This window comes from gamma proteobacterium symbiont of Lampromicra miyakona (genome assembly GCF_059730895.1).
Map to the genome: position 1 here is coordinate 4083261 of NZ_AP035932.1, position 17135 is coordinate 4100395.

16 protein-coding genes are annotated in these 17135 nt (G+C 55.4%); 12 read left to right on the forward strand and 4 right to left on the reverse strand.

Annotated features, from left to right (window positions below; translation table 11 throughout):
- Positions 1-36 precede the first annotated feature (36 nt).
- A complete protein-coding gene (locus AC6I8P_RS19205; RefSeq protein WP_498030892.1) occupies positions 37-1059 on the reverse strand; it encodes a hypothetical protein in 1023 nt (340 codons plus the stop codon).
- Positions 1060-2130: 1071 nt separating this feature from the next.
- Here AC6I8P_RS19205 and lpxP point away from each other — a divergent pair.
- From lpxP to AC6I8P_RS19230, 5 genes are all read left to right on the forward strand, one after another.
- Positions 2131-3054 carry a kdo(2)-lipid IV(A) palmitoleoyltransferase gene (gene lpxP, locus AC6I8P_RS19210; protein WP_238561341.1) on the forward strand — a complete coding sequence of 308 codons (924 nt, stop codon included), beginning with the start codon at positions 2131-2133 and terminating at the stop codon, positions 3052-3054.
- 53 nt (positions 3055-3107) lie between these two features.
- Positions 3108-4250, forward strand: coding sequence for an alanine racemase (locus AC6I8P_RS19215; RefSeq protein ID WP_238561342.1), 1143 nt, complete (start codon positions 3108-3110; stop codon positions 4248-4250).
- 121 nt (positions 4251-4371) lie between these two features.
- Positions 4372-4767 (forward strand): hypothetical protein, encoded by a 396-nt coding sequence (locus AC6I8P_RS19220; RefSeq protein WP_021507099.1) that lies wholly within the window; start codon positions 4372-4374, stop codon positions 4765-4767.
- Between the two features lie 436 nt (positions 4768-5203).
- On the forward strand, positions 5204-5470 hold the full coding sequence (locus AC6I8P_RS19225; RefSeq protein WP_166712551.1) for a hypothetical protein: 267 nt from the start codon (positions 5204-5206) through the stop codon (positions 5468-5470).
- 74 nt (positions 5471-5544) lie between these two features.
- Positions 5545-6189 carry an oligosaccharide flippase family protein gene (locus AC6I8P_RS19230; protein WP_088516691.1) on the forward strand — a complete coding sequence of 215 codons (645 nt, stop codon included), beginning with the start codon at positions 5545-5547 and terminating at the stop codon, positions 6187-6189.
- Positions 6190-6268: 79 nt separating this feature from the next.
- On the opposite strand, the gene AC6I8P_RS19235 is transcribed toward AC6I8P_RS19230, so the two are convergent.
- Positions 6269-6958: a response regulator transcription factor gene (locus AC6I8P_RS19235; RefSeq protein ID WP_481658036.1), complete on the reverse strand. Its 690-nt coding sequence runs from the start codon at positions 6956-6958 to the stop codon at positions 6269-6271.
- Between the two features lie 288 nt (positions 6959-7246).
- Here AC6I8P_RS19235 and AC6I8P_RS19240 point away from each other — a divergent pair, with 288 nt between their 5' ends.
- Positions 7247-7864, forward strand: coding sequence for a trimeric intracellular cation channel family protein (locus tag AC6I8P_RS19240; RefSeq protein ID WP_031279636.1), 618 nt, complete (start codon positions 7247-7249; stop codon positions 7862-7864).
- On the opposite strand, the gene ligB is transcribed toward AC6I8P_RS19240, so the two are convergent.
- On the reverse strand, positions 7778-9547 hold the full coding sequence (ligB, locus tag AC6I8P_RS19245) for an NAD-dependent DNA ligase LigB (RefSeq protein WP_481658037.1): 1770 nt from the start codon (positions 9545-9547) through the stop codon (positions 7778-7780). The genes AC6I8P_RS19240 and ligB overlap by 87 nt on opposite strands.
- A 238-nt stretch (positions 9548-9785) precedes the next feature.
- Between ligB and gmk the strand changes: the two genes are divergently transcribed.
- Genes gmk through recG form a run of 5 tightly spaced genes read left to right on the forward strand, consistent with a single transcriptional unit; the run spans position 9786 to position 15648 of the window.
- A complete protein-coding gene (gmk, locus tag AC6I8P_RS19250; protein WP_021507104.1) occupies positions 9786-10409 on the forward strand; it encodes a guanylate kinase in 624 nt (207 codons plus the stop codon).
- Positions 10410-10466: 57 nt separating this feature from the next.
- Entirely contained in the window at positions 10467-10742 is a 276-nt protein-coding gene (rpoZ, locus tag AC6I8P_RS19255; RefSeq protein WP_021314198.1) for a DNA-directed RNA polymerase subunit omega, read from the forward strand.
- Positions 10743-10762: 20 nt separating this feature from the next.
- Entirely contained in the window at positions 10763-12874 is a 2112-nt protein-coding gene (gene spoT / locus AC6I8P_RS19260) for a bifunctional GTP diphosphokinase/guanosine-3',5'-bis pyrophosphate 3'-pyrophosphohydrolase (RefSeq protein WP_021507105.1), read from the forward strand.
- Positions 12875-12877: 3 nt separating this feature from the next.
- A complete protein-coding gene (gene trmH, locus AC6I8P_RS19265) occupies positions 12878-13573 on the forward strand; it encodes a tRNA (guanosine(18)-2'-O)-methyltransferase TrmH (protein ID WP_031279638.1) in 696 nt (231 codons plus the stop codon).
- The gene (gene recG / locus AC6I8P_RS19270) at positions 13570-15648 is read left to right on the forward strand and encodes an ATP-dependent DNA helicase RecG (RefSeq protein WP_498030893.1); all 2079 of its coding nucleotides are present in this window, start codon (positions 13570-13572) and stop codon (positions 15646-15648) included. The genes trmH and recG overlap by 4 nt, the downstream gene beginning before the upstream one ends.
- Here recG and AC6I8P_RS19275 read toward each other — a convergent pair.
- On the reverse strand, positions 15645-16130 hold the full coding sequence (locus AC6I8P_RS19275) for a MarR family winged helix-turn-helix transcriptional regulator (protein WP_127833485.1): 486 nt from the start codon (positions 16128-16130) through the stop codon (positions 15645-15647). The genes recG and AC6I8P_RS19275 overlap by 4 nt on opposite strands.
- Positions 16131-16199: 69 nt before the next feature.
- On the opposite strand from AC6I8P_RS19275, the gene AC6I8P_RS19280 reads away from it, so the two are divergent.
- The gene (locus tag AC6I8P_RS19280; protein ID WP_021507109.1) at positions 16200-17135 is read left to right on the forward strand and encodes a quinone oxidoreductase family protein; all 936 of its coding nucleotides are present in this window, start codon (positions 16200-16202) and stop codon (positions 17133-17135) included.

A 17135-nucleotide genomic window follows, 5' to 3' on the forward strand; every position in this document is an offset into this window, starting at 1 on the left:
ACATAGAATTATATAGAAATTAGGTTTAAGTAATATTCATTTTCTTTTAGGCATAGGGCTATCTTTGTTAACATCAACCATATCAAGATTATATAAAGAAAAATTTACGAACTCTTTGGAGGTTGTTGCCAACTTTTTTAATTTTGGTGTACCATATATAAAGACGAAGCCTGTAGGTTTGCTCATAGAGGAAATAGATGAAATTCTCTTTGTTACTAATTTTTTAATAGGGTACTTTTCAATCAAATTATCGCTTATGAAAAAAGAAACAGGCAAAACAACCCCATCCTTATTCTTAAACCCTTTTTTAAATTTTACCTTATATCCTTTGTCGTACCTGTCAATATACGCCCAGCCATAATAAATCAGGCTATCCTCAGGCAAATTTTCTAAGTCTTGTTCCCATATCAACTTGAAAAAAGAGGTATACGGAACACTTTTACCGCTTATATTTATAAGTCTATTTTCAATTGACTTATCAGAAAAATACCTTATATATCGGCTAACTATTGTCCTAACAGAATATACACTACTAATAAAGCCATTTTGCCTCAAAGTATAGGTAAGGTTTTTACTTTTATAATTTATTTTCTTCTTAAGATCATCCCCGTCAACATTAGTATTCTTGTCTCTTATTTCATAATATGAGGGAGGCCTTATAAGCATAAAGGAATCAACCACAGAAAGTTCAACCGATTTTTTTTCACCTGAACTCTCTTCAGAAGTCATCTCCAATATTTTCAATGGTATCTTATTAAAAATTTCACATTTTTCACCATGCTCTCCATAAATTCTGAAATGTGGCACTACTCTCATATTTTGAGTTTCTTCATCAATATTTGCGCAAGTTACTTGTGCTTGGCAACTATCGCCTGGGCAGATAAAGGCTTTCTTGTTAGTGATTAGGCCGGACCAGTAAAATTCGTAAGCTTTGTCTGCATCGATAAAATCTTCAATTTCTAACGAATAAGCAACATCTAAAGGCATGGCAATTCCTTTAACCTCATGATGATAATCATAAACATATTTATACTGCTTAAATCGTGAACGATCAAACATTAATAACTTTAATATGCACGCAATAAACTTAATAAAATTCCATATGAAATTAAATATCGAGTAATAAAAAATTTTTAAAATAAAAAACTACTAATGAAAATTAAATCGAACATAACTTATGTTTAATTCTAAAGTTTGTAATTAAATACCGATCCCAGAGATTCTTAGCGGGATGCATCACGACCGCTTTAATAAAAACCTTAATTATCAACTAATTATGGTAGTACCACTAAAATTAAAAGTTCCTAGCCCTGAGCCACTGTCCGGAAATGGTGAAATTTTTTGAAAAAAATCTTGCATATTGAAAAAACCTGATTCCCATTATCATTGCCAAAATGGCCAAACTTAAGCATTACCCAAGGCTCATGTACCAAATGCTGTACCAAAAAGGAAAAATTTGATAAAAATTCATTAAAATCATTAACATGAAAGACAATAAATGCACAGATTCAGAACATCGAGTAACGCTTATCTCTGTAAAGCCCCGCTCAGGGCTTTATCTTTCCTTGCTAACAGCAGCCATTACGCCGGTTTATATAGTGCCAGGTGGCTGGATAAGACTGCTTTGCGGCCTGCCCACAGGTATGCGGCGAGATTTTGCTGCACACCGTAGCCATAGGTTAAGCCTGGTTGAGCTTTAGCGCTTCCACACAGACACAATAGTGTCTGATCATGGCTTTTTTAGCGTCAAATGGACATTACTGTGTCTGAAACTGGTTTACAGAAGTTACCAGTTGCTGTGGTAGACCAATATTTAATTTTCGCAATGTAAGGATTATTGCCTGAATGATGAACAACTGTGTCTGTTACTGACCGAAAATGACATATAAATCTGGCCAGCCAGTCCACCAACCTATTGTTTTTACGCCTTTTAAACCCAATCCGATTTCACTCCCCTGGCCGTTTAGTGCACGATCCATCAATCATCTGAATCCTGAAGATTGCAGAGTTTACATATCTTATACGGCACTATTTGCTAAAGTGCCGGTCGTAATAACTACAGTTGTACCGCACCGGGAACCATGGACCGACTTCTTCGCGCGTTACATTCACTCCTGACATGAAGGCGCTATGAAGAAAACCGGGCAGTTCTGTTCCAAACTTTTGCATCCCCGCTACTGGTTTACCTGGTTCGGGCTGGCAGTGCTCTGGCTGCTGGTGCAGCTCCCCTATCCTTTATTAATCCGGCTGGGTGCGACAGCGGGCCGGCTATCACGCCACTTCCTGAAGCGGCGCGAACGCATCACGCGGCGTAACATCGAACTCTGCTTCCCGCACATTAATGAAGCCGAGAAAGAGATGATGATTGCCGGCAATTTTGAGTCGCTGGGCATGGCGCTGGCGGAAACCGGCATCGCCTGGTTCTGGTCCGATGCGCGCGTGCGTCAACTTTTTCAGGTGCACGGCATCGCCAATCTTCAGCATGCGCAGAGCCAGCAGCGCGGCGTGATGGTGATTGGCGTGCACTTTATGTCGCTGGAGCTGGGTGGCCGTATCACCGGACTGTGCCAGCCGATGATGGCGATGTATCGCCCGCACAATAATCAGGCGATGGAGTGGGCGCAAACCAAAGGGCGCATGCGATCCAATAAAGCAATGATTGATCGACGCGATCTGCGCGGCATGGTTCAGGCGCTGAAACAGGGCGAAGCCGTCTGGTTCGCGCCGGATCAGGACTACGGCCCGAAAGGCAGCGTGTTTGCCCCGCTGTTCGCGGTCGAGAAAGCGGCCACCACTAATGGCACCTTTGTGCTGTCGCGGCTGGCGAAACCGGCGATGCTGACCATCGTGCTGATTCGTAATGCGCGCAAAGACGGCTATCAGCTGATCATTCAGCCGCAGCTGGAAAACTACCCGTATGATGATGAAGCGGCCGCCGCGGCGTACATGAATCGGGTGATTGAGAAAGAAATTCTGCGCGCGCCTGAGCAATATCTGTGGCTGCATCGCCGCTTTAAAACCCGTCCGCCAGGCGAAGCTTCACTTTACGTCTAACCGGCGCTCGTGAATGATAGTCCGCACCAAGACGTAACCTGCGGACTATTATAATGGAACACCCTGAGACAGCAGGCTGGCTGCGACCGCTGCACGCCGACCGGCTTACGCCCTACCTGGAAGTTGATGCTGCGCGCCTGCAGCGTAACCTGCAACTGATGCAACAGAAAGCCGATGCCGCCGGCGTCGCGCTGCGTCCCCACATCAAAACTCATAAAAGCGTCTGGATCGCTGAACAGCAGCACCAGCTGGGTGCGCGCGGCATTACCGTGTCGAAACCGAGCGAAGGCGTGGCTTTTGTGCACGGCGGGGTACGCGATGTGCTGCTGGCCTATCCCGTGGTGCACGCCGCCGCGCTGACCGAACTGCTGCAGCTGGCGGCACAGCATCAGGCGCGCATTACCTGCATCGCAGATTGCGCGGCGGGCGTAAGCGCCATCGCCGCCGCCCATCAGCAGCAGCCGGACTGCGCGCTGGCGATCGCCATTAAAGTGGATGTGGGTCTGCATCGCGTTGGCGTCGATCCACATAGTGATAGCGCGCTGACGCTGGCGCGGCAGATTGTCGCCAGCGGATTGCCCTTCGCCGGGCTGATCTCGCATGCGGGTCATGCATACGCTGCGGGTCATGCCACGGCGATAGCTGAGGTGGCGCAGCAGGAGATCGCGCTGATGCGTGACCTGCAACGGCGGCTGCTGGATGCCGGTTTTGCCCCTTGTCCCGTCTCGGTTGGCTCCACGCCCACGGCGCTGGCGGCACCGGTAGCCGCCGGCAGCGATGAAATTCGTCCCGGCAATTATGCCCTGCTGGATCTCACCGCCTGGCGTCTGGGCTTGTGTGATGCGGATGCGCTGGCGTTAACGGTCGTGACGCGCGTGGTGGCCGTTAATCCTTATTACGCCATCATTGATGCCGGATCCAAAATGCTGAGCTCGGACAAAGGCCCGCACGGCACCAATGCCAGCGGTTTCGGCATCGCGGTGGACGAGCATGGCCATCAGTACGAAGTGCAGAAGTTGTCGGAAGAGCACGGCTTTTTAACTTATGGCGAACATGCGCCTGCGGTTGGTGCCCTGCTGCGCATCTTCCCTAATCACAGCTGCGCGGTGGTGGCGCAATCCGATCGCTTCGTGCTGCGTCAGGCCGACGGCAGCGCCGGACTGCATGACATTCAGGGGCGCGGCCGTTTTATCTGACAGAAAACGCTGTTGCAGCACACTTCCGTCACCGGGCCGTTTGCAGTCCGGTGACCTTCAGTTAAGGTGACAGGCGATGTTTCAGGTTTAATTTGTCGTTTACCTGCCCCGCGGAGGCTCCATGCTACCATCTCAGACAGTGACGCTCACCATTCCCCGTAACTGGTTAGATCTGTACGAAACCATCTGGAAACCCGAATGTTTTGCGAAGTGGGCCAGCGGCCTGAGCAGCAGCACGCTGACGCAGGAAGGCCAGTACTGGAAAGCGAAAGGCCCGGAAGGCACAGTGAAGATTCGTTTCACTCCCTATAACCCGTTTGGCGTGATGGATCACTGGATTGACACCGGCAGCGGTAAAGAGATTTATATGCCGATGCGGGTCATTGCCAACGAGCAGGGTGCCGAAGTCGTCATGGTGGTTTATCGCCAGCCGCTGATGTCTGATGAGAAGTTCGCCGGGGATGTTGCCTGGGTAAAACGCGATCTTGAGCGCCTCCTTCATCTGTTAACCCATTAGAATCAATGCATTATCCCACCAGCCACCCTTTATCCTGCGCTGGACGTAATCGTTAAAAAGCAGCATTTTTTTCGCGCAGCGGTGTTTAACTGTTTCACCGCGCGCAAAGCGCATTTTCGCACCATTCACCAGTCTGGCTAAAGCGTCGTAACCGGGAAAATTCCTGGTCATGCCGGGCTGACGAGAGCTGAGTGCTTCTGATTTATCTCTGTTTTTTCCTGTGCGCTGACTTGTTCAACTTTGCAGCGCCATAAAAGGTGGAAAAGGACTTATAAATTGCAAAGGCCAGAACTTATATATTCACATCCATATTCTGAAACCATTTATTCCTGCAGTCGATTTATAGGAGTTTTCTTATGGTGTTAATTTAAATAAAACACGGTATAACTCCTTCACACACAGCAGTACTTAATAATAAAAACAGCAGGGACATAACATGGATCGCTCAACCTATCCTTCGTTATCTGAAAAAGAATTCGTTGAGATTGCCAGACGGATACTGGCCGGGAAATATAATAATGCAAAAGGATTTTATAACGATCTCGCGGATTTCCTCCTGACCGGAGGAGATACCGCGCAGACGCCACAACAATTACGCGCCAGGGGCATCATTTTATTATCAGAGCATCACTTAATTAACAGCATCGCGACGTGGCCGGCACTGAAAGGTATCTCAGGACTGCGACAGGAAGCGCTGCATTGATGTGATCTGTACTCTGGGCCGCCGCCCGGGTGAACCCTTAATTGCACTGGTACATGTACCATAATGAGCAGAGTATGGCGATACGCGAAAGAAATCTGGCCAGCGCCAAATGGTCAGTGTTGTCATCCATAAAAATCGTTGGCATTGGGGTATTACAGCTTTCACTGCTGGCGCAAATCCTGCAGGCAAATGAGCTCAATTTGCTCGCGATTGCCGTAGTGATATTATTAGTGATTGATACATTAGCCGATCGCGGCTTCGGTAACGCACTTATTCGCTATCAAAGTTTAAACAACAGCGAACTCTCGACGCTTTACTGGGGTAACGTATTAAGCGGTTTATTTATTTTTGCCGCGCTGTTTATCGGCAGTGACATTTACAGCCGAATAATGGGACAGCCGGAACTGGCAATTATGCTGGAGATGATTTCCGTTATCTTTATTATTATTCCGCAGGGGCAACACTATCGCGCCATCCTGCAACGGGAAAAACAATTTACGCGCATTGCCTTTACGGAAACGTCTTCCGTGCTGGCAGGGCTGGCGGTCACGCTGTTTACCGTGTGGCTGACGCCGTCAGTGCTGTGCGCCATCTGGGGTTACCTGGCGATGGTTTCCATCAGAATGCTGATCTACTGCTACTACGGACGTCCATGGTTCCAGCCGGAGTACCGTTTTAGCCTGAAAGCTTTCGCCGCAGTGCGAGCAAGAAACGGATAATAACAACAAGTCTGTATGGTGGGCTCTGGGCATCTGCAAGATGCGTTCGCGTGCTGGTTACCAGCACGCTTTTTTCTTTTTATGCTTCCAGTAACTCTTCCAGCGAATGATAAGCCAGCTCGCTCAGCTTGCCATTGCGGTGCAGGCGCAGCCATCCCACCAGCATGCGCAGCTCGTCAATCACCATAAACAGATCGGCCATATCGTTTTTGCTTTTCACCTGCAGGCGGGTAAGCGCATTTAGCTTGTGTGCATTCACCGTTTTATGGCTGATACCGAGCCGGTTACCAATCTGCTCCGTGTTATAGCCCCACGCCAACATCAGCAGCACCCGTAGCTGCCGGTCCGGTAGCAGAATGTCAGCCCCCTCCTGCAACTGCGGTATCCCGCCGGCGATACAGGCCAGCAGGCAACGACACAGCGCGGTGTGTGAGGATTTTAAATCGAGGACGCTGAGTCCGGGCAGATAACGACTGAGAGCGTGCATCATCGGCAACAGACGTCGGGTCAGCACCAGCATCTGCATGGCCGGAAACTGCTGCTGCAGCGCATACAGTACTTTGAAGGTGCCAGCCAGCGGCATATTTTCGTGAAAAATAAATACCAGTAACCGCGGCCGCACTCTTTCACACTGCGAGATGACGGTACTGAGCGACCAGAGTTCATGCACCCGGCAGCCCACCGGTAACGCTGATAGCAGGCTTTCCAGCCCGAGTGCCGCCAGCTTATCGGAGGAGTAGTAGAGGATGTCTTCGCTGTGTTTTTTCATGCCTGTCCAGAGTTGCTGCACGTCGCGCCCGTAAATGATGAGCCTGAATGAGCAGGCATTAATCAGGTACGACACATCATCGGCGAAACTTAAATCAGGGTCGTTCCGCCGTCTCGCATCATTTTTATTGATGCGATAACACCGGCTGATAACTGCAGTTCCTCTGTAACAAGCCCATCAGCAGGCTCACCATCAGGATGGCTAATCCGAAAACATTTTTTTAAGAAATCTCAGTGGTCTACACTCTGGGAAATCTTTAGCCTTGCCGCCAGTTTACTGGAGTGCTCTATGTTATTAACCGTCCTGTACATCATTGGTATTACCGCCGAAGCAATGACCGGTGCGCTGGCGGCAGGCCGACGCAAAATGGACCTGTTCGGCGTCATTATTATTGCGTCGGTCACGGCGATTGGCGGCGGCTCGGTGCGCGATATTCTGCTGGGCCACTATCCGCTCGGCTGGGTGAAACACCCGGAATACATCATGATCGTCGCGGCGGCGGCCGTGGTCACCACCTTTGTCGCGCCGCTGATGAATCATCTGCGTAAAGTGTTTCTGGTGCTGGATGCGCTGGGTCTGGTGGTGTTCTCGATTATCGGTGCACAGGTTGCGCTGGATTCCGGCCATGCGGCGATCATCGCCGCCATCGCCGCAGTCATAACCGGTGTCTTTGGCGGCGTGCTGCGCGATATGTTCTGCAACCGCATTCCGCTGGTGTTCCAGAAAGAGCTGTACGCCGGCATCGCTTTTGCCTCCGGCTGGATGTATATCCTGCTGCTGAAAACACCGCTGGCGCATGAAGTGGTGGTGATCATCACGCTACTGTTCGGCTTCTTCGCCCGCCTGCTGGCGCTGCGCTTCCGCCTCGGTCTGCCGATTTTCAACTACCCCCACCCCGAGCACTGACGGCTGCGCCGGGATATTCTGCTGCTGCAGAAAGTGAATCAGCGACTGCAGGCGCGTATCCTGCAGCATCGTCACCAGCCGCTGTGCCAGTACGCTGCCGATACCCGGCAGCTGCTGCCAGCTGTCGGCTGAACGCGCCAGCAACTGCGACCACTGCGTATCGGGCAACGCCTGTAGCGCCGTGCGCGGCAGCGGTAAGCCCAGCGCGCTGATCCAGCGGCGCAGCGGCTGCTGGCGCGTCAGGTTAAAGCGATGCCAGATCTGCCGGGCGCGTACGGTGGAGATGCCCTGCGCCTGCGCAATCTGCTCTGGCGTGAGCGTCAGCCAGGAGAACAGGTGGCTGATGCTGCCGCCGTCCAGCAGACGCTGCCAGCTACTGCGCTGCATGCCAGCAATATCCAGCACTGACTTGTGACTCAGCCAGCTGAGGCGCGACAGAAACTGCGCGCGACACCCTGCGCTGAAGTGCAGGCAGCTCAGCGGATTGAATGCGTCGTCCTGTGGCGGCAGCGGATAGTCGCGCTGCGCCACGCGCCAGATCACCCGTTCCAGCCGCGGAATACCCAGCCCGGCCAGCGACAGTGTGACCTGATCGCCAGCGATCACATCCCACTGCTTCCAGCGACGCAGCGAGCCCAGATTGACCCGCCGGACTGTTTTATCCTCCAGCTGCACCGGCTGCAGGTTCAGCACCACGGCAATTTTGCCGGTGCGTCCGACGTTGAAATCCACCGACAGCACTTCGCTGCTGACTTCGGCAGGCTGATATTTCCACGCGGCCGACCAGCTGCCCTGCCCGGGCTGCCAGTCGCGTCCGACGCGCTGCGGTGACTGATGAATCACCACACCATCGGTGACAAAAGGCAGCGGCTGGCGATACCAGCGCTCACGCCAGGCCGCGACCTCCTCTTCATTACTGACCTGGCGGCTCCACTGCTGCGTCAGGGCAAAGCCCCACTGCGTAAGCTGCGCCAGCCGCGCCTGCATCATCGGCGGCCCATCCGGCCATGCCCAGATAAACACGCCAATGCGCGACAACAGCGGACTGGCTTCGCGCCGCATCATGGCACCCGCCACCTGGGCGCGCGCATTCTGACCGCCGTCGCGCGCCTGCTGGTGATCGGTCATCGCCAGGAACAGTTCGCCCTGCAATACCACTTCCGCACGGTCAGTCGCGATATGCCGCGGGATCGCCGCAATGTGCGGTGCTTTCGCCAGCCACTGTTCACCGCGCAGTCCGTCGCCCCGGCTGATCAGGCCAGCCAGTTCGCCGTGGCGATACACCAGCGTCACCGCCACGCCATCGACTTTTGGCTGCACCCACAGCGCCGGTTTATCCTGCATCCAGTAGGCCACCGCCAGCTTGTCACGCAGCTTGCGCACACCGGTATGCGCCACCGGATGCAGCGTGCTGCCGTCAGTGCTGAGCTGTGCCGCATAGCCGGGCAACGCCGGCGAGAAGCAGCGCTGCCACTGCTGTAAGCGCTGCTGCAGGCTGTCGTAGTCGGCATCGCTTACCGGGCTTTGCCCCTGACGGTAGTAGGCATCATCCCAGTGGCGCAGCTGGTTGTGCAGCACGCCCATCTCCTGTTCAGCGCGCACCGGTGACCAGTTGGGACAAACCGCCATCCCATTCGCACATCCCGCCAGCAACATCGCACCCAGCCATCTCCATCCTTTCATCGTCGCCTCCTTTTTTGCTGATTGCAGCGTGCCGCGGTGAGTGACACCAGCGTTAAAAAGCCGATTGTGGAGCGAGGCTGACGGGTTTTTGTGCGAATTGCAGAAAGTTGCGCTGCCGCTGGAGGGCGCGCACAGAAAAAGAATTGCCGCGCGCGGGCGGCAAACGCTGCGTGCTGCGCTTAAGCCGTGTATACTGTGCAGGAAATCGACTCCGCTCTTTACTCAATTCAAGATAACCATGGCTCAAGGCACGCTCTATATTGTTTCCGCCCCCAGCGGCGCAGGTAAATCCAGCCTGATTCAGGCGCTGTTAAAGACACAACCGCTGTACGATACGCAGGTGTCTGTTTCTCATACCACCCGCGGCGTGCGCCCCGGCGAAGCGCATGGTGAACACTACTTTTTCGTCTCAAAGCCTGAATTCGAACGCATGATCGCCGAGGATGCTTTCCTTGAGCATGCGGAAGTGTTTGGCAATTATTACGGCACCTCACGCGCGGCGATTGAGCAGGTGCTGGCGACCGGCGTTGACGTGTTTCTCGACATTGACTGGCAGGGCGCACAGCAGATTCGCCAGAGAATGCCGGCCGCCCGCAGTATCTTTGTTCTGCCGCCGTCCACCGAAGAGCTGGATCGCCGCCTGCGCGGCCGCGGTCAGGACAGCGAAGAGGTGATCGCCCGCCGCATGGCGCAGGCAGTGGCAGAAATGAGCCACTATGCCGAATACGATTATTTGATTGTTAATGATGATTTCGATCTGGCGCTGTCGGATCTGAAAACCATTATTCGCGCAGAACGTCTGCGTATGGGTCGCCAGAAAGCGCGACATGATGCTTTAATCAGCAAACTATTGGCAGTCTGAAGTCACTTTCAGTATTATGCCCAGTCATTTCTTCATCATCTGTGGAGTAGCACACCTATGGCACGCGTAACCGTTCAGGACGCAGTAGAGAAAGTTGGTAACCGTTTTGACCTGGTGTTGGTCGCTGCACGTCGTGCACGTCAGATGCAGGTAGGCGGCAAAGATCCGCTGGTTCCGGAAGAGAACGATAAAGCCACGGTTATCGCCCTGCGCGAAATCGAAGAAGGCCTGATCACCAACCAGATTCTGGATGTCCGTGATCGTCAGGAACAGCAAGAGCAGGAAGCCGCTGAGTTACAAGCCGTTACCGCTATCGCTGAAGGTCGTCGTTAACAGCACTCTGCAGGTCAACCTTGTATCTGTTTGAAAGCCTCAATCAGCTGATTGAAAAATACTTGCCTGAGGAGCAAATCAAGCGCCTCAAGCAAGCTTACCTTGTCGCACGTGATGCCCACGAGGGCCAGACACGCTCCAGCGGCGAACCCTATATCACCCATCCCGTTGCGGTTGCCTGCATTCTGGCCGAGATGAAGCTCGACCACGAAACGCTGATGGCGGCGCTGCTGCATGATGTGATTGAGGATACGCCCGCCACCTATCAGGACATGGAACAGCTGTTCGGAAAAAGCGTGGCCGAGCTGGTGGAAGGCGTTTCCAAGCTCGATAAGCTGAAATTCCGCGATAAGAAAGAAGCGCAGGCTGAAAACTTCCGCAAAATGATCATGGCGATGGTGCAGGACATTCGCGTCATCCTGATCAAACTGGCTGACCGCACGCACAACATGCGCACGCTGGGCGCGCTGCGTCCGGATAAAAAACGGCGCATCGCGCTGGAAACGCTGGAAATTTACAGTCCTCTGGCGCACCGCCTAGGTATTCATCACCTGAAAACGGAACTGGAAGAGCTCGGCTTTGAAGCGCTCTATCCAAACCGTTTCCGCGTGATTAAAGAGGTAGTGAAAGCGGCGCGCGGTAACCGTAAAGAGATGATTCAGAAGATCCTGTCGGAAATCGACGGGCGTCTGCAGGAAGCCGGCATTCCGTGCCGCGTCAGCGGACGCGAAAAGCATCTCTATTCGATCTACCGCAAAATGCACCTGAAAGAGCAGCGATTTCACTCGATCATGGATATTTATGCCTTTCGCGTCATCGTGAAAGACCTTGATACCTGCTATCGCGTGCTCGGTCAGATGCACAGCCTGTACAAACCGCGTCCCGGACGCGTGAAAGATTACATCGCCATTCCCAAAGCCAACGGCTATCAGTCACTGCACACCTCGATGATCGGCCCGCACGGCGTGCCGGTTGAGGTACAAATCCGTACCGAAGATATGGATCAGATGGCGGAGATGGGGGTGGCGGCCCACTGGGCTTATAAAGAAGCTGGCGAAAGCGGTACTACCGCGCAAATTCGCGCCCAGCGCTGGCTGCAAAGCCTGCTGGAGCTGCAGCAGAGCGCTGGCAGCTCGTTTGAATTCATCGAGAGCGTAAAATCCGATCTGTTCCCGGATGAGATCTACGTGTTTACGCCGGAAGGCCGCATCGTCGAACTGCCCGCGGGCGCCACGCCGGTGGATTTCGCCTATGCGGTGCACACCGATATCGGCCACGCCTGCGTCGGTGCGCGCGTTGATCGCCAGCCGTATCCGCTGTCGCAGGCGCTGACCAGCGGCCAGACGATTGAAATCATTACCGCCCCTGGCGCCCGGCCAAATGCCGCGTGGCTCAACTTTGTGGTCAGCTCAAAAGCGCGTGCCAAAATTCGCCAGCTGCTGAAAAACCTCAAGCGCGAAGATTCCGTTAACCTCGGCCGTCGTCTGCTGAGCCATGCGCTCGGCGGCAGTAAAAAGCTGGCCGAAATTCCGGCGGAGAATATTCAGCAGGAGCTGGAGCGTATGAAGCTCTCCAGCATCGACGATCTGCTGGCGGAGATTGGCCTCGGCAATGCCATGAGCGTGGTGGTGGCGAAGAACCTGCTGCAATCCGGTAGCGAACCGTCATCTGGCAGCAGTAAGCGCAGCAAAAAGCTGCCAATCAAGGGCGCTGATGGCGTGCTGATTACCTTCGCCAAGTGCTGCCGTCCCATCCCTGGCGACCCGATTGTCGCGCATGTCAGCCCCGGTAAAGGGCTGGTGGTTCATCACGAATCCTGCCGTAACATTCGCGGCTACCAGAAAGAACCGGAAAAATTCATGCCGGTTGAATGGGATAAAGTGACCGATCAGGAGTTTGTCGCCGAGATTAAGGTGGATATGTTTAACCACCAGGGCGCGCTGGCCAACCTGACCGCGGCAATCAATACCGCAGGTTCGAATATTCAAAGCCTCAATACCGAAGAGCGTGACGGTCGCGTTTACAGCGCCTTCATCCGCCTCACCGCGAACGATCGCGTCCATCTGGCCAATATCATGCGTAAAATCCGCGTGATGCCGGACGTGATTAAAGTTCACCGTAACCGTAATTAGTGCATGAACGCTCAACGTTTTGCTCGTATCCAGGAGATGCTGGCCATGCGCCAGCACGATCTCACCGTCTGCATGGAGCAGGTGCATAAGCCGCACAATGTCTCTGCGGTGATCCGCACCGCCGACGCCGTCGGCATCCACGAAGTGCACGCCGTATGGCCCAGCGTGCGTATGCGCACCATGGTGTCCGCGTCGGCGGGCAGTAACAGTTGGGTGAAGGTGAAAACCCATCGCCACATTGCTGATGCGGTGCGCCATCTGAAAGATCGCGGCATGCAGGTGCTGGCGACCCATCTGTCAGACAAAGCGGTCGATTTCCGCGAGATCGATTACACCAAACCGACCTGTATTTTGATGGGCCAGGAGAAAACCGGCATCACCGCTGAAGCGCTGGCGCTGGCCGACCGCGATATCATCATTCCGATGGTCGGTATGGTGCAGTCGCTGAATGTCTCCGTGGCCTCCGCGCTGATTCTGTATGAAGCCCAGCGTCAGCGGCAAAACGCCGGCATGTATCGCCGCCAGCACAGCCTGCTGGACGAGGATGAGCAGCAGCGCCTGCTGTTTGAGGGCGGTTATCCGGTGCTGGCGCGCGTAGCGAAGCAGAAAGGCCTGCCCTATCCGCACATCAACGCGCAGGGCGAAGTCGAAGCCGATGCCGCCTGGTGGTCCACCATGCAAGCGACGGGTAAAAAATGAAAGGCCGTCTGCTGGATGCCATTCCGCTCAGTACCCTGACCGGCGTCGGCGCCAGCCAGGCGGGTAAGCTGGCGAAACTCGGCCTGTTTACCATTCAGGATCTGCTGCTGCACCTGCCGCTGCGCTACGAAGACCGCACCCAGCTGTACAAAATTAACGATCTGCTGCCCGGCATCTGGGCAACGGTGGAAGGTGAAGTGCTGCACAGCGAAATCACCTTTGGCCGCCGTCGCATGCTGGTATGCCAGATCAGCGACGGCAGCGGCGTGCTGACGATGCGCTTCTTCAACTTCAACGCCGGCATGAAAAACAGCCTGGCGCCGGGCCGTCGCGTCACCGCTTATGGCGAGATCAAACGCGGCCAGCGCGGCGCTGAAATCATTCATCCGGAGTATCGCGTCCAGGGCGAGTTGGGTGGCGTTGAGCTGCAGGAAACCCTGACGCCGGTCTATCCCACCACCGAAGGGATTCGCCAGGCCACGCTGCGTAATCTCACCGATCAGGCACTGACGCTGCTGGAGAGCTGCCCGATTGCCGAGCTGCTGCCGCCGGAATTGAGCGGCGGTCTGATCAGTCTGCCGGAGGCGCTGCGCACCCTGCACCGGCCGCCGCCGGACCTGCGCCTGAGCGAGCTGGAAACCGGCCGTCATCCGGCGCAGAAGCGTCTGATTCTCGAAGAGCTGCTGGCGCACAATCTCAGCATGCTGGCAGTACGCGCCGGCGCTCAGCGCCATCACGCCCTGCCCATGCCGGCACGCCATGAAATGGTGGATAAACTGCTGGCCGCGCTGCCATTCTCGCCCACCGCGGCGCAGCGGCGCGTTGTCGCAGAGATTGAGCGCGATCTGGCGCACGACTTCCCGATGATGCGCCTGGTGCAGGGTGATGTCGGCTCCGGTAAAACGCTGGTGGCTGCGCTGGCGGCGCTGAATGTGATCGCCCACGGCAAGCAGGTAGCGCTGATGGCGCCGACCGAGCTACTGGCTGAACAGCACGCCAGTAATTTCCGCCAGTGGTTTGCGCCGCTTGGCATAGAGGTTGGCTGGCTGGCCGGAAAGCAGAAAGGCAAAGCGCGCGAAGCGCAGCAGGAGGCGATTGCCAGCGGTCAGGTGGCGATGGTGGTGGGCACGCATGCGCTGTTCCAGGAACAGGTGAAATTCAACGGCATGGCGCTGGTGATCATTGATGAGCAGCACCGTTTCGGCGTGCATCAGCGGCTGGCGCTGTGGGAAAAAGGCGAAGAGCAGGGTTTCCATCCGCATCAGCTGATCATGACCGCCACCCCGATTCCGCGCACCCTGGCGATGACGGCCTACGCCGATCTCGATACCTCAACCATTGACGAACTGCCGCCGGGCCGTACGCCGGTGACCACGGTGGCAATTCCCGATACCCGCCGCAGCGACATCATCACCCGGGTGCAAAGCGCCTGCCATGAAGGCCGTCAGGCCTATTGGGTGTGTACGCTGATCGATGAATCCGACGTGCTGGAAGCGCAGGCGGCGGAAGCCACCTGGCAGGAGCTGAAAGTGGCGCTGCCGGACCTGCAGGTCGGTCTGGTACACGGGCGTATGAAGCCGGCGGAGAAACAGGCGGTAATGGCGGCGTTCAAGGCCAACGAAATCCAGCTGCTGGTGGCTACCACGGTGATTGAGGTTGGCGTGGATGTGCCCAACGCCAGCCTGATGATCATCGAAAACCCGGAACGGCTTGGTCTGGCGCAGCTGCATCAGCTGCGCGGACGCGTTGGCCGCGGTGCCGTCGCCTCACACTGCGTGCTGCTGTATAAAGCGCCGCTGAGTAAAACCGCGCAGAAACGCCTGCAGGTGCTGCGCGACAGCAACGACGGTTTTGTCATCGCCCAGCACGATCTGGAAATTCGCGGTCCGGGTGAACTGCTCGGCACGCGCCAGACCGGCAACGCCGAGTTTAAAGTCGCCGATTTACTGCGCGATCAAAGCATGATTCCGGAAGTTCAGCGCGTGGCGCGCCATATCCACCAGCATTATCCCGAACAGGCTCAGGCGCTGATCGAGCGCTGGCTGCCGGAAACCGAGCGCTACAGCCACGCTTAATCCAGCTGCGGCTGTCGATCCACTGCCATAAAATCCCCGACGAAGCGCTGTAACAGGCGCGTTAACTCAGCGCGCTCTTCAGCTGGCCAGCCAGCGAACAGCTGCTGATAGATCTGGGTGCGCGCCACGTCGACTTTATCCGTCATCGCTTTTCCCGCCGCCGTGATCACCGCCTCATTGATCCGCTTGTCTCTGGCATTTTTCTGCCGCTGCGCCAGCCCCAGCTCTTCCAGCTTCGCCACCTGGCGGCTGACAGTGGTGTAATCGCGCCCGGCGCGATCGGCCAGCTCGACCACGCCGAGGGGACCAAAGCGGCCAATCTGGATCAGCAACGGAAACAGGGCGCGATCCAGCTGGATACCGGACTCTTTTATTAATAATTCATCGCGTTGCGGACGATTAAAGGTGCCGACGATCATCAGCAGCGCGTTGTGCAAATCATCGAAGCCGGCATTATTATGTGTATTTTGCACGCTTTTCATTGACGTCATCCCAGAGCAGGCCTAATGTGTGCATATTACACATATTATCCGATGAACTGAAGGTGAAACATGAAAGCAGCTATTGTCAGTGCCGCAGGTGAGAAACCGGTATGGGGCGATTTCCCGGCACCGCAGGCCGATGAACAGCATGTGGTGGTAACGGTGAAGGCCGCCGCCATCAGCCAGCTGGCGAAAGCGCGAGCTGCCGGCGCCCATTACAGCGCCGATAGCCACTATCCGTTTATCGCCGGTATTGATGGCACCGGCACGCTGAGCAACGGCGATCCGGTCTATTTTCTCGCCTTTAGCGCACCGTGGGGCAGTATGGCGCAGCAGACCCGGGTGCCGGCTGCGGCGGTGGTTGCGCTGCCGCCGACGCTTGATCCGCTGCTGGCTGCGGCAATCGCCAATCCCGGCATGTCCTCGTGGGCCGCACTGACGCGTCGCGCGCAGTTTCAGGCGGGTGAAACCGTGCTGATCAACGGTGCAACCGGCACCTCCGGCGGGCTGGCGGTGCGCATTGCGCGTCACCTCGGTGCCGGGAAAATCATCGCCACCGGCCGTAACCGCGCGGTGCTGGAGCAGCTGCGCACGCAGGGTGCGGATATCATCCTGACGCTGGATGAACTGCCCGGCGCGCTGCCAGCGCTGATGCAGCAGGGCATTGATGTGGTGCTGGATTATCTGTGGGGCCAGAGTGCGCTCGACATCATGCACGCGGCGGTGGCCGGCGGTGAGAAAACGGTGCGCTTCGTGCAGATTGGCTCGCTCAGCGGGCAGGAGATCGCGCTGCACAGTAAACTGCTGCGCTCATCCGGGCTGACGCTGATGGGCAGCGGACTGGGCAGCGTCTCTGACAGCGAACTGATCGCCTGCATTGGTGAGATGCTGAACGCCGCCGCTGAAAGTGACTTCTCCATCGCTTTTCAGCAGCGTCCGCTGAGTGAGGTAGAGCAGGCGTGGCAGCAGGATGACAGCCGCTGCCGCACGGTGTTTACGCTCTAG

Excerpts from the sequence above, each read along its gene's own strand:
- AC6I8P_RS19205 (WP_498030892.1), bottom strand. The coding sequence starts at position 1,059 with ATGTTTGATCGTTCACGATTTAAGCAGTATAAATATGTTTATGATTAT.
- lpxP (WP_238561341.1), top strand. The coding sequence starts at position 2,131 with ATGAAGAAAACCGGGCAGTTCTGTTCCAAACTTTTGCATCCCCGCTAC.
- AC6I8P_RS19215 (WP_238561342.1), top strand. The coding sequence starts at position 3,108 with ATGGAACACCCTGAGACAGCAGGCTGGCTGCGACCGCTGCACGCCGAC.
- AC6I8P_RS19220 (WP_021507099.1), top strand. The coding sequence starts at position 4,372 with ATGCTACCATCTCAGACAGTGACGCTCACCATTCCCCGTAACTGGTTA.
- AC6I8P_RS19225 (WP_166712551.1), top strand. The coding sequence starts at position 5,204 with ATGGATCGCTCAACCTATCCTTCGTTATCTGAAAAAGAATTCGTTGAG.
- AC6I8P_RS19230 (WP_088516691.1), top strand. The coding sequence starts at position 5,545 with ATGGCGATACGCGAAAGAAATCTGGCCAGCGCCAAATGGTCAGTGTTG.
- AC6I8P_RS19235 (WP_481658036.1), bottom strand. The coding sequence starts at position 6,958 with ATGAAAAAACACAGCGAAGACATCCTCTACTACTCCTCCGATAAGCTG.
- AC6I8P_RS19240 (WP_031279636.1), top strand. The coding sequence starts at position 7,247 with ATGTTATTAACCGTCCTGTACATCATTGGTATTACCGCCGAAGCAATG.
- ligB (WP_481658037.1), bottom strand. The coding sequence starts at position 9,547 with ATGAAAGGATGGAGATGGCTGGGTGCGATGTTGCTGGCGGGATGTGCG.
- gmk (WP_021507104.1), top strand. The coding sequence starts at position 9,786 with ATGGCTCAAGGCACGCTCTATATTGTTTCCGCCCCCAGCGGCGCAGGT.
- rpoZ (WP_021314198.1), top strand. The coding sequence starts at position 10,467 with ATGGCACGCGTAACCGTTCAGGACGCAGTAGAGAAAGTTGGTAACCGT.
- trmH (WP_031279638.1), top strand. The coding sequence starts at position 12,878 with ATGAACGCTCAACGTTTTGCTCGTATCCAGGAGATGCTGGCCATGCGC.
- recG (WP_498030893.1), top strand. The coding sequence starts at position 13,570 with ATGAAAGGCCGTCTGCTGGATGCCATTCCGCTCAGTACCCTGACCGGC.
- AC6I8P_RS19275 (WP_127833485.1), bottom strand. The coding sequence starts at position 16,130 with ATGAAAAGCGTGCAAAATACACATAATAATGCCGGCTTCGATGATTTG.
- AC6I8P_RS19280 (WP_021507109.1), top strand. The coding sequence starts at position 16,200 with ATGAAAGCAGCTATTGTCAGTGCCGCAGGTGAGAAACCGGTATGGGGC.